At 41.8% G+C, this 11,964-nt stretch carries 13 protein-coding genes; 4 read left to right on the top strand and 9 right to left on the bottom strand.

Annotated features, from left to right (window positions below; genetic code table 11):
- The first annotated feature begins 110 nt into the window (after positions 1 to 110).
- Positions 111 to 1,043, top strand: coding sequence for a carbamate kinase (gene arcC / locus G4417_RS01220; protein ID WP_173682335.1), 933 nt, complete (start codon positions 111 to 113; stop codon positions 1,041 to 1,043).
- 157 nt (positions 1,044 to 1,200) lie between these two features.
- Here the strand turns inward: arcC and nrdD are convergent, their stop codons facing one another.
- Positions 1,201 to 3,336 (bottom strand): anaerobic ribonucleoside-triphosphate reductase, encoded by a 2,136-nt coding sequence (gene nrdD, locus G4417_RS01215; protein ID WP_173682334.1) that lies wholly within the window; start codon positions 3,334 to 3,336, stop codon positions 1,201 to 1,203.
- A 120-nt stretch (positions 3,337 to 3,456) separates the two neighbouring features.
- Positions 3,457 to 4,026, bottom strand: coding sequence for a hypothetical protein (locus G4417_RS01210; RefSeq protein WP_173682333.1), 570 nt, complete (start codon positions 4,024 to 4,026; stop codon positions 3,457 to 3,459).
- A 219-nt stretch (positions 4,027 to 4,245) separates the two neighbouring features.
- On the opposite strand from G4417_RS01210, the gene asnA reads away from it, so the two are divergent.
- Together asnA and G4417_RS01200 are read left to right on the top strand one after the other, a co-directional pair.
- Positions 4,246 to 5,253, top strand: a complete 1,008-nt coding sequence (asnA, locus tag G4417_RS01205; RefSeq protein ID WP_173680821.1) for an aspartate--ammonia ligase — start codon at positions 4,246 to 4,248, stop codon at positions 5,251 to 5,253.
- Positions 5,254 to 5,361: 108 nt separating this feature from the next.
- Positions 5,362 to 5,787, top strand: coding sequence for a CBS domain-containing protein (locus G4417_RS01200; protein WP_022380489.1), 426 nt, complete (start codon positions 5,362 to 5,364; stop codon positions 5,785 to 5,787).
- A gap of 90 nt (positions 5,788 to 5,877) precedes the next feature.
- Here G4417_RS01200 and G4417_RS01195 read toward each other — a convergent pair whose 3' ends face one another.
- The 3 genes from G4417_RS01195 to G4417_RS01185 all read right to left on the bottom strand — a co-directional run bounded on the left by G4417_RS01195 (position 5,878) and on the right by G4417_RS01185 (position 8,174).
- Positions 5,878 to 6,618: an amino acid ABC transporter ATP-binding protein gene (locus tag G4417_RS01195; protein WP_330598069.1), complete on the bottom strand. Its 741-nt coding sequence runs from the start codon at positions 6,616 to 6,618 to the stop codon at positions 5,878 to 5,880.
- Positions 6,608 to 7,315 (bottom strand): amino acid ABC transporter permease, encoded by a 708-nt coding sequence (locus tag G4417_RS01190; RefSeq protein WP_020993623.1) that lies wholly within the window; start codon positions 7,313 to 7,315, stop codon positions 6,608 to 6,610. Before G4417_RS01190 ends, G4417_RS01195 begins: the two co-directional genes overlap by 11 nt.
- Before the next feature lie 70 nt (positions 7,316 to 7,385).
- Positions 7,386 to 8,174 carry a transporter substrate-binding domain-containing protein gene (locus tag G4417_RS01185; RefSeq protein ID WP_055059322.1) on the bottom strand — a complete coding sequence of 263 codons (789 nt, stop codon included), beginning with the start codon at positions 8,172 to 8,174 and terminating at the stop codon, positions 7,386 to 7,388.
- Between the two features lie 320 nt (positions 8,175 to 8,494).
- On the opposite strand from G4417_RS01185, the gene dapF reads away from it, so the two are divergent.
- Positions 8,495 to 9,346, top strand: a complete 852-nt coding sequence (gene dapF, locus G4417_RS01180) for a diaminopimelate epimerase (protein WP_173682332.1) — start codon at positions 8,495 to 8,497, stop codon at positions 9,344 to 9,346.
- A 91-nt stretch (positions 9,347 to 9,437) separates the two neighbouring features.
- Here the strand turns inward: dapF and G4417_RS01175 are convergent, their stop codons facing one another.
- The 4 genes from G4417_RS01175 to G4417_RS01160 all read right to left on the bottom strand — a co-directional run bounded on the left by G4417_RS01175 (position 9,438) and on the right by G4417_RS01160 (position 11,947).
- On the bottom strand, positions 9,438 to 9,755 hold the full coding sequence (locus G4417_RS01175; protein WP_173682331.1) for an AzlD domain-containing protein: 318 nt from the start codon (positions 9,753 to 9,755) through the stop codon (positions 9,438 to 9,440).
- Positions 9,745 to 10,470 (bottom strand): AzlC family ABC transporter permease, encoded by a 726-nt coding sequence (locus G4417_RS01170; protein ID WP_173682330.1) that lies wholly within the window; start codon positions 10,468 to 10,470, stop codon positions 9,745 to 9,747. The genes G4417_RS01175 and G4417_RS01170 overlap by 11 nt, the downstream gene beginning before the upstream one ends.
- 62 nt (positions 10,471 to 10,532) lie before the next feature.
- Positions 10,533 to 10,970 (bottom strand): Fur family transcriptional regulator, encoded by a 438-nt coding sequence (locus G4417_RS01165; protein ID WP_173682329.1) that lies wholly within the window; start codon positions 10,968 to 10,970, stop codon positions 10,533 to 10,535.
- Positions 10,971 to 11,092: 122 nt separating this feature from the next.
- Positions 11,093 to 11,947, bottom strand: a complete 855-nt coding sequence (locus G4417_RS01160; protein ID WP_173682328.1) for a putative manganese transporter — start codon at positions 11,945 to 11,947, stop codon at positions 11,093 to 11,095.
- Positions 11,948 to 11,964 lie beyond the last annotated feature (17 nt).

Genomic DNA, 11,964 nt, shown 5'->3' with positions numbered 1-11,964 from the left:
ATTTATGATATCATTGACAAAGATTCAAAAATTCTTTTCTCCTTATATGATAAGACTTTTGACCCGCAGATATCATATTTAAAGAACATGAAAGAATCGAGGTAATTCCCATGAGTGAGAAAATTACAGTAGTTGCACTGGGCCACAGAGCATTAGGAACCACCTTACCGGAGCAGAAAATCGCTACAAAAAAAGCAGCCAAAGCTGTCGCAGATCTTGTAGAAGCCGGAAATCGTGTAGTCATTTCCCACAGTAACGGTCCACAGGTTGGAATGATCCACACAGCCATGAATGAATTTGGTAAAACACATCCTGACTATACATTTGCACCTATGTCCGTATGTTCAGCAATGAGTCAGGGTTATATCGGATATGACCTCCAGACTGCAATCCGCGCAGAACTTATTTCCCGCGGTATTTATAAACCGGTAGCTACTATCCTTACACAGGTTGTCATTGATCCATATGATGATGCTTTCGCTGAACCTGAGAAGATCATCGGACGTGTCCTTACAGAAGAAGAGGCTGAAGCTGAAGAAAACAAAGGAAACTTTGTCACTAAACTGGCTGACGGCACATATAAAAGAATCCTGGCAGCTCCGAAACCACAGAAAATCATAGAGCTGGAAACAATCCGTACACTTGTAGATGCAGGACAGGTAGTAATCGCAGCAGGCGGCGGCGGAATCCCGGTTATGGAACAGGGAATCGATCTTCATGGTGCAAGTGCGATCATTGAGAAAGACCTTTCCAGCGGACTTCTTGCACAGGAATTAAATGCAGATACTCTTCTGATCCTTACCAGTGTTGAGAAAGTAAGTCTGAACCTCGGTCAGGACAATGAAGAATATCTTAATACGATTTCTGTAGATGATGCAAAGAAATATATGGCTGACAATCAGTTTGCCCCTGGCTCCATGCTTCCTAAGTTCGAAGCCGGAATCTCTTTTATCGAAAAGGGAGATAACAGAAGAACGATCATCACAGATATTGCACATGCAAAGGATGGATATTTCGAAAAAACCGGAACTATCATTAAATGATTCTATAGCAATCCTCATAAATAACAAGAGGATTGCTATATTTTATCTGACAATACAAAAAGACATATACCAGAGCAATACATCTCATCTTGTCGGTATATGTCTTTTAATTATCATATTATGATGTCAGGTTCAAAAGTTTACCCCTGACCTGATATTACATAGATTTACGTTCCGCAATCTCTGCCATCTTCGCTTCATTCAGACGAGTATCACCATGCACACGGCTGTAGGAAAGATATCCGTTCATACGGTCAATCTTTGTCAGATTCTTGGAACCGCAGACCGGACACACGTCCATCTCAAGTTCCTCATGTCCGCAGTCATCACAGTAAGCAAGGGAAAGATTTACTCCCTCATAATATCCCAAAGACATGGCTCTGCGGATAAGAGTGCGTATTGCTTCACGATTATAATCGATCGGATAACGCACATACTGAATCTTACCGCCGTTACACAGCTCCCAGAAACGTCCCTCCAGATCCTGTTTTTCAATCGGAGTTACATCTTCAGTCACATGACAATGGAAACTGTTGCTTACATAAGGACGGTCAGAAACACCTTTCACAATACCATACATCTTACGGAACTGTTCCACCTGCAATCCACACAAACTCTCTGCCGGTGTTCCGTAGATTGCATAAAGATAACCATCTTCCTCTTTAAATTCATTTACTTTCCTGTTGATATATTTCAGCACATCCAGTGCAAACTGTCCATCTTCCGCAATGGATTTGCCATTGTAAAGTTCCTGAAGTTCATTTAATGCAGTGATTCCGAAGGATGCTGTCATCGGTTTCAGAATCTTTCCAATCTTTTCATTCGGTTTCAGATGTCCACCGTAAAATCCTCCCTCACAATATGCCAGCGGGTTGGTTGACGCACGCATCTGTCCCAGATAATCATAGGTACGGATATGCAGATTACGGATCATCTCAAGATAGAAATCCAGCACTTCGTAGAAATCCCTGCTCTCTGCTCTGGCTTTGGCAAGGATCATTGGAAGATGAAGGCTTACCGCACCGATGTTAAATCTTCCCACAAATACGGGAACATCCTTATCATCTGCGGGATACATGCCGCCTCTCTCATACCATGGGCTTAAGAATGCACGACATCCCATAGGGCTGATCACCTTTCCATACTGCTTGTACATACTGGAAATATATCCTTTTCCTGACATAGACAGCCAGTCCGGATACATAGTCTTTGCAGAACAGTCAACCCCAGCCTCAAATACATCCTCACTGACCTTGCCTTTTCCATGGATATTTTCATCATAAAGGAATACGATTTTCGGGAAAAGTACCGGTTTCTTGCGTCCTGCCTTACCCTGTCCGCCTTTATGCACTTCAAGAAGAGAAATGCTTGCCATCTTCTCGAACTGCTTTATTCCAAGCCCAAGAGTTACAGTTACGAATGGATAATCCCCTCTGGAAGATCCGACTGTATTCAGCTTATACTCAATCCCCTGCCATCCCTGGTCAAAATCTCTGCGGACTTTGTCAAGCGCATACTCAATCGCACGTTCTTCACGTCCTGTCCAGCTCTCGTCAGAGTATTTCATAAATTCCTGGATATATTTGTCATAACTCTTCTGTGCATAAGGTGCAAGGATCTTATCTACTTCCGGTACTGTAAATCCGCCATACTGCTGCGCCGCAGTACTCAGGATAATATCACCCATAACATCAAATGCAGTATCCAGTGTCTTAGGTTCATTATACCATACATTTCCCATCTCAAATCCGCCGCTGAGTACAGATGCCACATCAAAGAGACAACAGTTCATGGTATCCAGACGTGCAGACTGGTCATGAATATAAATATAACCGTCTTTACATGCCTGAAGTTCATTACGGTTCATAAAAAATTTGCGATAAAGTTCTTTGTTCAGTTCATTAAAAATCAGACTTCGCTTTGTAGCTACAAGCGCACTGTCCGTATTGGCATTACTCTTATCACCAATATAACGGATTGCCTGACTCTTGGTATATACATCATCCATCATATGGATAAAGTCAAGTTTGTAATTTCTGTAATCGCGGTAGCTCTTAGCCACTGCCGGGTTCACTCTCTCAAGTGCTCCCTCTACGATGTTGTGCATCTCCTGGATCTCTATCTCATTCTTTCCCAGTGCCTCCGCATGCTCTTCCGCAAACCGGCAGATAAATTCCTTCTCTTTATCCGAAAATGTATATAAGATTCTGGCTGCCGATTTATTTACTGCAGCTACAATCTTCTTTGAATTAAATTCTTCTCTTGTACCATCTTTCTTTATAACATATATCATGCCTCTTGCTCCCATATACAATATATAGTATTTTTTTCTTTTATTCACCACAATTTGCTCTATATGTGGTACGTTTAACAAGTATAGCACAGTCTCTGTCAAAAAGAAAGGGGCAAAAAATTATTCGTCATATTGCTGAATTTGATACATTATCAAAAAATTTTCTTGACCATCCGAAGCTACTGCCGATACCTCATCTCCTGTATGCAATTCCACTTTTTCTTTATGCTCCGATTTGTCAAATTTTACAGTTTCATCAGCATTGCTGTCACCAAAAAGGCTGTCAAAATCTAAGCTGATATCAAACGTATCATAAATAAATTCCTCAATCCTGTATTCAATTATATCCCACTGTTCCGCAAGCAGTCCTGCTGCTGCAATCAGAACCAATATAAGTCTCCAGAAATTTTTTGATGCCCTGGCTTCTTTTTTCTTCGGTTTCTGTGTTGTTCTCTGTGTTGTTCTCACTGCCGCTTTTTTTTCCGGCTTTTTTGTTGTTTTGTTTCTGTCCGGCAGAGGAATCTCGCTCTCTGCCATTGCTTTTCTCACTTTCGCCGAAGAATGCCGGTAATGCTCTGACCTGTCTTCGTTCAGGTGATACAGTTCCATATCATTTCTATACGGCATTCCACAATATTTGCATCTGCCGTTTACAACCGAGCCGCCACAAACCTGACATTTTTTTCCCATATATCTTCCCTCCTGTCAGCTATAGCAATTCCATAAATTGCTATAAATTTATTTACTTTCATTGATTCTCATAAAATTATTTTAACATTTTACCCTGATCTTGCAAAGCTGAAATTGTCAAACGCCTACTTTCCTGTTATAATAGCTGAGTAAAAGACTATAGAAATCCTCTTAAAAATACATTTGAAAGGATTTCAAAATTGTAGGAGGAATCCAATAATGGAACAGATTAAAATTCCTGACGGGTATCAGTCAGCTTTAAATCTCCATGATACCCAGATTGCCATTAAAACTGTGAAAGATTTCTTTCAGCAGACACTATCACAGAAACTGAACCTGCTTCGTGTTTCTGCTCCTGTTTTCGTAAACCCGTCATCCGGTCTGAACGATAACTTAAACGGCGTAGAACGTCCGGTAAGCTTTGATATCAAAGGCCAGCCGGAGAATGCTGAGATTGTACACTCTCTCGCCAAATGGAAGAGATATGCATTACAGAAATATGGCTTTGCTCATGGTGAGGGACTTTACACAGACATGATCGCGATCAGAAGAGACGAGGATCTGGACAATATCCATTCCGTATACGTAGATCAGTGGGACTGGGAAAAGATCATCAGCAAGGAAGAACGCAACATGGACACACTTGTTTCCACAGTACGTGCTATCTACAGCGTTCTCCGCAAAACCGAAAAATACATGGCTGTTCAGTACGATTACATCGAAGAAATCCTTCCGAGAGAGATTGCATTTGTCAGCACCCAGGAACTGGTCGACATGTATCCTGATCTCACTCCAAAGGAACGTGAATACAAGATTGTCAAGGAAAAAGGTGCCGTATTCCTCATGCAGGTCGGCAAAACCTTAACCAACGGAGAACGTCATGACGGACGTGCACCGGACTATGATGACTGGGAATTAAACGGTGATATCCTTGTTTATTATCCTGTTCTCGACATTGCTCTGGAGCTTTCTTCCATGGGTATCCGCGTTGACGAGGATGCGCTTGACAGACAGCTTACCATCGCAGGCTGTGACGACAGACGTGAGCTTCCTTTCCAGAAAGCAATCCTGAACAAGGAACTTCCATACACTATCGGCGGCGGTATCGGCCAGTCACGTATCTGTATGTTCTTCCTCAGAAAAGCACATATCGGTGAAGTACATGCTTCCCTGTGGCCGGAAGAAGTAATGAAAGAAGCAGCAGCAAAAGGAGTACAGCTTCTGTAAAAAAGCCGTAAACCTGAAATACCCAGAAATCACAGACACACAGATGTGTAAATACACAATGTATATCTGAGTGCCTTATCAGATAAATGTAACGGGGCGAATACAAAAGTGAATATTTTATTTTTTTTAACACCTAAAAGTGATGTAGCATATATATTTGAAAATGAGACTCTTCGTCAGACTCTTGAGAAAATGGAACACAGAAAATTTTCCTGTATTCCGCTTCTGAGTCTGGATGGGAAGTATAAAGGAAGTATTTCCGAGGGCGATCTTCTCTGGGGAATGAAAACCTTAAATGTTCCCGGACTGAAAGAAGCAGAGAGCATTTCCATTATGGCAATCCCGCGAAGAGCAACATATAAGGCAGTTCACGCAGATTCTGACATGGAGGATCTGCTGGACAAGGCAATCAACCAGAATTATGTTCCGGTTGTAGATGATCAGGGATACTTTATCGGCATTATCACCCGTAAAGAGATCATCAAATACTGCTACAAAGAACTGAAGAAATATATAAAGGCTTCAGATTCATAAAAAAGAGCTGCCGCACTGCAATTTTTCAATTGCTAATGCGGCAGCTCTTTTTATAATTTTTCTATAAAATTGTTAAATTTTTTCAGTCTCTTATAAAACCTTTGAAAGAAAGTCTTTCAGTCTCGGATTCTTCGGATTTGCGAAAAATTCTTCCGGAGTATTCTCTTCCTGTATCTTACCGTCATCAATAAAAAGAACTCTGGTTGCCACTTCTCTTGCAAATCCCATCTCATGGGTAACTACAACCATAGTCATACCTGACTGTGCAAGCTCCTTCATCAGCTCCAAAACCTCACCTACCATCTCAGGATCAAGTGCGGAAGTTGGCTCATCAAAAAGCATCACATCCGGATTCATGGCAAGAGAACGTGCAATGGCAATACGCTGTTTCTGCCCGCCCGAAAGCATATCCGGATATGCATTGGCTTTGTCAGGAAGCCCTACACGTGCCAGAAGCTCGTCTGCTTTCTTTGAAGCTTCATCCTTTGTCATCAGCTTCAGTTCTACAGGTGCCAGCATAATATTCTGTTTTACTGTTTTATGCGGAAAAAGATTAAACTGCTGGAATACCATTCCAATCTTCTGACGATGTCTGTTAATGTCAACCTTCGGATCTGTAATGTCAGTTCCTTCAAAGAGGATCTGTCCGCCTGTCGGAACCTCCAGAAGATTCAGAGATCTCAGGAAAGTAGATTTACCGGAACCGGAAGGGCCAATGACGGCTACTACTTCTCCCTGACAGATATCTGTTGTAATTCCATCAAGAACCTGATTTGTGCCAAAAGCTTTCTTCAGATCCTTTACCTGAATCAGTACATTCTTATCGCTCACTGGTTCTTAATCTCCTTTCCAGTTTATTCATCCCCCATGTAAGGATTCCAACGATCACAAGATAAATTGCTGCTGCTGCCATCAGAGGCCAGAACGCATTGTATGTACGGCTCTGGATCAGCATAGCTCCCTTTGTCAGGTCCATCATACCGATATAACCAATGATGGATGTCTCTTTGATCAGCACGATAAATTCATTTACCAGTGCAGGAAGTACATTCTTAAATGCCTGCGGGATAATGATCAGGCGCATGGTCTGGCTGAAATTCAGGCCAAGACTTCGTCCTGCCTCTGTCTGTCCCTGATCAATGGACATGATACCGGAACGGACAATCTCAGCTACATAGGCACCTGAGTTGATACCAAAGGCAAGTCCGCCTACAATGATCTTATTAATGCTTACAGCACCAAAAATTACAAAGTTCATGATCAGCAGCTGGATCATGGTTGGTGTTCCACGGATTACAGTCAGATAAACTCTGCAGATCGCATTGAGGATCTTAAAGGAGCCTGACTTATCGTGCGCAGAACGGATGATTGCCACAAGGAAACCGATGATCAGACCTACAATTACCGCAAATACTGTGATAATGAGGGTTGTTTTCAGACCATCCAGAAGCCAGAGATAGCGGTCATCTTTAATAAAGTTCAGATAAAAATCTTCTTTTACACTCGCTAATATCATAGGATTATTCATAAAAACCTCTGTTCCGAAAAGAGAGCTGTTGGCAGATTGTCAACAGCTCTGTTATTTGTTATTTTGATACTTATTTCTTTACAATAATTACCTGGCTTGCATCTGCATAGGTATCTGTAAAGTCAACGCTTGATTTACGGTCTTCTGTTACAGTCATACCTGCTGCACCGAAGTCTGCTTTGCCGGACTGTACTGCCGGAAGGATGGAGTCAAATTCCATATCTTCAATCTTCAGTTCATATCCAAGCTTATCACAGATTGCCTGAGCAATATCCGCATCGATACCAACGATATCATCACCTTCATGGTATTCATATGGTTCGAATTCAGCGTTAGTAGCCATTACCAGAGTTCCGTTGGAACGGTCAACGTCTTCCGGGGATTCATACGGAGTCTTACCGGCATCCTCACCAATGTAATTATCCATGATACTGTCGATAGTTCCATCCTCTTTCAGTTCCTTAAGAGCTCCGTTAATCTTGTCAAGAAGTTCATCATTGCCTTTCTTTAAGCAGATTGCATATTCTTCTTCCTCGAATGGCTCATCCAGGATCTTAAGATCGTCATTATTCTCAACAAATTTCTGAGCCGGCTGTGAATCGATGATCACACAGTCGATCTGTCCTGCCTTTAATGCCTGAACAGCTTCACTTCCCTTGCTGTAACGTTCTACTGTAGAACCATCTTTCTCATAATCAGATGCATCAAGGTCACCTGTTGTACCAAGCTGAACACCGATTGTTGCTCCTGCAAGGTCATCTTTGGATTCAACTTTCTGAGCTGCGGATACGCTTCCTGCCATGGAAAATACCATTACTGCACTGAGTGCAAGAGCTGCAAATCTCTTCTGATCTTTCATCTTTCTTCCTCCTCGCATCCGAAAGCATATTTACGACTGTCGTTTTTTTACTTTCTTCAGACAGCAACGTATAATTATTCGTTTCGGCTGTATATTTTTTTGTTTTTAATTTTAACATACTTTTTATAAAATGCAAGGTAAAACTTAAATAACAGATACATTTTCCATATAATGTATAATACATAACTGTTCCGGGAAAGGCAAAATGTTTTTTTCTGGTAAAAAAATTTGTAGTTTTCACTTTTTCATAACATTTTTCAGATAAGATATTATGAAATAAGAGGTGTATAAATATTTAATTAAATAAGGAGGCTTTGCTGATGAAATTTACAAAAATGCATGGTATTGGAAATGATTACGTATATGTAAACTGTTTTGAGGAAACTGTGGAGAATCCTTCCGCAGTAGCCAGATATGTCAGCGACCGGCACTTTGGTATCGGTTCCGACGGACTGATCCTGATCAAGCCATCCAAAATCGCAGACTGCGAGATGGATATGTATAATCTGGACGGTTCCCAGGGTGCCATGTGTGGAAACGGCATCCGCTGTGTTGCCAAATATGCCTATGACTACGGCATCGTAAACAAAAAACATATTTCTGTTGCTACCAAAAGTGGTATCAAATATCTGGATCTTACTGTAAAAAACGGAAAGGTATCCCAGGTTAAGGTAAATATGGGTTCTCCGATTCTGACCGCCAGACAGATTCCTGTAGTATCTGAGAAGGAGGAAGTCATCAATGAACCTCTGGATGTAAACGGAAAAACCTATTACATAACCACTGTTTCCATGGGAAATCCCCATGCTATTGTTTATATGGACGACATTGACCATCTGGATATTGAAAAGATCGGCCCGGATTTCGAGAACCATGTTGCATTTCCGGATCGTGTAAATACCGAATTTGTAAAAGTGATCGATAAACATACTGTAAAAATGCGTGTATGGGAACGCGGTTCAGGAGAGACTCTTGCCTGCGGTACCGGTGCATGTGCGGTAGCAGTCGCTTCTGTCCTTAACGGACATGTAGACGGTGACAGTCCCGTCACTGTAAAGCTTCTTGGCGGTGACCTGCAGATTTTCTGGAACAGACAGGAGAATCTGGTTTACATGACAGGTCCGGCTGCTACAGTGTTTGACGGTGAAATTGATGTAAGTTTTCTGAAATAAAAATCTATCATCTGCAGCGTATAATAAAAAACGGATACAAACCATTCAGTTATGGTTATGTATCCGTTTTTTCAACGTTAATTATCAACTTTTATACTGCAAATCCCAGTATTCTTTCCACAATAAAGACCGCCGCACATGCGAATAACGCAACTGTGAGAAGACTTTTCTCCTTATATGCCGCAATCAGCGCCACGATAAATCCCACAGCAGCCGAGATCACACTGTCTGTAGCAAAAAGAATCGCCGGAAATGTCATTGCTGCCAGACATGCATAAGGAACATAGTACAGAAATGACCTGATAAAGGGACTTGTGATCTCTTTTCTGGAAAGAGCCAACGGAAGCATACGGATCAGATATGTAACTGCCGCCATCACCAGAATGTAAATATAAATGTTATGACTCATGAACACTCTCCTCTTCTTTCTCATCCTCTATCGGACAGAAATATGCTGCTGCCCCTGCCACGATCAGTGTAGTGATAATGATCACAAAACCGGAAGAAACCTCTGACAGCAGCGGAACTACCTTAAACAATGTACTGATCACCATCGCTGCAGCAACAACCCACAGCACTGCCCTGTTTTTCTTTGCCGGAGGAATAATGATTGCAAGAAACATGCCATAAATAGCCACACTGAGGGCACTCATCATAAAATTCGGAAGCAGATTTCCGGAAATCGCTCCTGCCAGAGTTCCAAGTACCCACCCTGGAATTGCCACACACATGGCACCATAATTATAGAATGTGCTTATCTTTCCCGGTTGGCTGGCACTGATTCCGAAAATCTCATCTGTCACGCCAAATGCCGCAATATAACGATGAACCGGTGATTCATCTCTTCTGAATTTCTGCGCAAGGGAAAATGACATCAGACAGTATCTCAGATTAATGATCAGCTGTGTCAGTGCCATCTCCCAGTAAGAACCGCTCATTACCATAATTTCAAGTCCTGCAAACTGTCCCGCTGATGTTACATTTGTCAGCGAAATCAGTACAGCCTGCCAGATACTCAGTCCATCAGCAACTGCCATCATGCCAAATGTAAACGATACGGCAAAATATCCCAATCCTATGGGAACGCCATCTTTTAACCCTTTCCTGAAGCTCTCACTTCTCATGTTTCCTTCCTCCTGTGTTCACTGATTTTTTATATTACTGTGACGGAATGAACAGTAACTTTTTAATCAGTATTCTGTGTTTCTTTATTTGCTTCACACTTGCATTCTTTGCATACTCCATATAGTATAGAATTTTTACACTGCAAAGTAAAGCCATGGCTTTCTTCTATATGATGAGAAATCTCTTCCATAAAATGGCATTCCAGATGGATGATCTTTCCACATTTTACACATTTTAAATGCAGATGCTGCTCACATCCACGCCCCGGTTCTACATACTGATAGGCAGCCTGGCATCCCTTCTCGGCCACATATTTAATTACAGTCCCATCCTTTGCAAGCTTATCCAGATAGCGGTAAATAGTTGTGATATTTACCTCACTGTCGTGGGACTTCAGATATTCGTCCACATCTGCTGCTGTTACAGTATGGTCATTACTTTTCTTCAGATATTCAAGTATTTTTCTGCGGCTTGCTGTCGCATAATTGCTTCCCGCCATATTCTTTACATTTCCTCCTTAAATGAACATATCACCAGACGGCGATATAACCGAAAATCAGCCTGCCTGCCGTTTCCGGCAGACAGACTGCATATTATTACACTTTCACATCAATTATATAATCAGAAAACAATTCCTGCAAGTTCAATAATGATTCCCCAGAATACGCCAAGTGTATAAAGAGTTCCCACAATCTTCAGATTCTGCTTCCTGTCTCTGTTCAGCCGGAACAGAACCAGAAGCCCTACTCCCGCATTTACCAGAAGCCCTGACATCATTGCTCCTGCTCCGATAATGTGATCCAGATATAACTGGGTGATCACTACAGAAGAAGCACAGTTTGGAATCAGTCCAACCACAGCAGCGATCAGTTCACCCACAACCGGGGTTCCTGTAAAAAGTCCTGCCAGTGCTTCTTCCCCAACCAATCCAATAATAATATTTAACGCGAGAGAAATCAAGAAAATGTACACAAAAACTTTTAATGTATGAGATGCCGCCGAAGAAATGATCCCATGTTCACAATGACAGCGTTCTTCTTCACAAATATCATGAATATCCATATCCGGTTCCTGTTTCTTCAGCATATGTGTATAAACATATTCCAGCACCAGACCTGAAAACATTCCGATCGCCGCTTTGCAGGCCAGGATTTTCACAATTGTAATTGCAGGCACTGCATTAGAGATCATAATTGGAAACATTTCATCTGAAGTAGACAGATATACTGCAATCAGAGTTCCCACTGTGATCACCCGCCCTGAAAAAAGGCTGGATGCTGCTGCCGAAAATCCACACTGCGGAATCACTCCCAGAAGTCCGCCCCATACAGGTCCAAATTTACCTGCTTTGCGGATTCTTTTTCGCGCTGCAGAACCGGTCTTATGCTCCAGCCATTCCATAAATAAATAGGTAAGAAAAAGAAAAGGAATCAGCTTTATGCTGTCTGTTACTGAATCTAATATAATCTCTGACATATATTTCTCCTTGTGTT

This window comes from Blautia wexlerae, from assembly GCF_013300825.1.
Classification (GTDB): domain Bacteria; phylum Bacillota; class Clostridia; order Lachnospirales; family Lachnospiraceae; genus Blautia_A; species Blautia_A wexlerae_B.
Note: the sequence above shows the minus strand (reverse complement) of the source record. Positions and strands in the feature narration are given on the sequence as shown.